We start from the raw sequence: 2,045 nt of genomic DNA on the forward strand, positions 1-2,045 counted from the left end.
TGAAGCGCCCTGGTTCTGGTGGAGGCTCGGTTCATTGGATTCCGACCAGGGCTTGGTCGGTCCGTGTGTCAGCGTAGATCGCGTCCTCGAACTCGGTCGGGGGTCGGTCGGCGAGGTAGCTGTGCAGCCGGGTGGTGTTGTGCCAGTGCACCCAGCCCAGGGTGGCCAGTTCGACGTCTTCGACGGTCTTCCACGGTCCCGGCCGGGCGGGCCCGTAGATCAGCTCGGCCTTGTAGTAGCCGTTGACGGTCTCGGCCAGAGCGTTGTCGTAACTGTCGCCGACGGACCCGATCGAGGGCACCGCGCCGATCTCGGCGAGGCGCTCGGTGTAGCGGATCGAGGTGAACTGCGATCCGGCATCGGAGTGACATCGCAAGCCCGCCAACGTGGTTCCCCGCGACCAGCGCGCCATCTCGATGGCATCGATCACCATGGTGGTGCGCATGTGCGAGGCGACGCGCCAGCCGACGATCATGCGGCTGAAGGCGTCGATGATGAAGCAGACGTAGGCCACCCCGGCCCAGGTGGCCACGAACGTCAGGTCGGTGACCCACAACTGGTTGGGGGCCTCGGCGGTGAAGTTGCGCTTGACCAGGTCTGGGTGGCGTTCGGCGCCTTCTTCGGGTCGGGTGGTGCGGACCTTCTTGCCGCGGCGCACCCCGTGGATGCCTTCGGCGCGCATCAGCCGCGCCACCTGATCGCGGCCGATGTCGTGGCCGGCCCGGCGGGCGGCTTTCCACAGCTTGCGGGCTCCGTAGACCCTGTAGTTGTCCTCCCAGAGCTTGACCAGTGCTGGAGCCATGACCGCATCCCGGCGGGCCCGGGCGCTGGGCTCGTGTTTCTTGGCGGCGTAGTAGGTGCTCGGGGCCACCGACACTCCTGCGCTGCGCAGGACAGTGCAGATGGGCTCGACCCCGAACTCCTCGCGATTGGCGTCGATGAAGTCGACTATTTCTTGTGTTGGCGGTCGAGCTCCGCCCCGAAGAAACTTGCCGCACGTTTCAGTATCTCGTTGGCGCGCTTGAGTTCTCGATTTTCCTGTTCGAGTTCCTTCATGCGCCGTGCCTCGGTGGTCGACACCCCGGCCTGATAGCCGTCATCGATGTCGGCCTGGCGCACCCAGGTCCGCACCGACTCGACTCCGTAGCCGAGCTGATCGGCTACCCGGGCGACAACGCCGTGGTCGCTGCCCAACTCCGCGCGCAATGCCCGAACCATCCGTACCGCCCCGGCCTTCTGCTCGGCACTGTAACGGCGACTCGTTGGCTTGGCCGACGGTGACTGTTTCTTCGACATAGCTCCATCCTCGTTTCCAAGGTCTGGAGCCTCCAGCATTGCCAGGGCGATTCAAACAGCGTCGTGGTGCCGTTGCGCTTGTAGTCATGAGTCATCGTGCCCGCCCGGCCCGCCACCATCGGCAGCGAGGCCTGCGTACGATCCAAAGCCTGGATCTGGGACTTCTCATCCATGCACAACACGATCGCCTTCTCCGGCGGGTTCAGATACAAACCGACGACGTCGATGAGTTTGTCCTCGAACTTCGGATCGGCCGACACCTTGAACGTGTCGACCCGGTGCGGTTGCAGACCGAGATCCGACCAAATACGTTGCACCGTCGCCGAACTGACCCCTACCTTCTTGGCCATCGTGCGACACGACCAATGCGTGGCCCCCGGCGGAGTCGTCGTCGTGGTGAGCCCAACAATCTGGGCGACCGTTTCCTCGCTGATCGAGGGCTTGCGGCCCCGACCGGCGCGGATCTTGCCCAAGCCGGCCAACCCGTCGACGGCGAACCGGGAGCGCCACGCCCGCACAGTCCCCGCCGTCACCCCGACCTCCTGGGCGATCACCGCGTTGGCCACCCCATCGGCGGCCAACAACAACACCCGCGCTCGCAGCACCTGCCGATGCGGCGCCGACTGCGCCCGCGCCAACCTCTCCAAGGTGTCGCGCTCACCGGCGGTCAACGGCAACGGCGCTGCTGGTGCACTCATGAGACAAGGATACCGAACAACACCTTGATTATTTGCGAGACACACCACTAG

1 protein-coding gene, 1 pseudogene and 1 other annotated feature are annotated in these 2,045 nt (G+C 65.2%); the gene and the pseudogene both read right to left on the minus strand.

Annotated elements, in window-relative coordinates; all coding sequences use genetic code 11:
* Positions 1-31 precede the first annotated feature (31 nt).
* A protein-coding gene (locus ACRDTL_RS14075; RefSeq protein ID WP_431507320.1) for an IS3 family transposase occupies positions 32-1,296 on the minus strand; the annotation gives its coding sequence in 2 pieces (ribosomal slippage) (positions 32-990 and positions 990-1,296; 1,266 coding nt in all).
* Positions 863-994, minus strand: a sequence feature (AL1L pseudoknot). It overlaps the preceding gene by 132 nt.
* Positions 1,297-1,349: 53 nt before the next feature.
* Positions 1,350-1,994: pseudogene (locus ACRDTL_RS14080) on the minus strand (IS630 family transposase); the annotation flags it as partial.
* Positions 1,995-2,045: the final 51 nt, after the last annotated feature.

Origin of the sequence: Mycobacterium sp., from assembly GCF_050700595.1 — a bacterium.
GTDB lineage: Bacteria > Actinomycetota > Actinomycetes > Mycobacteriales > Mycobacteriaceae > Mycobacterium.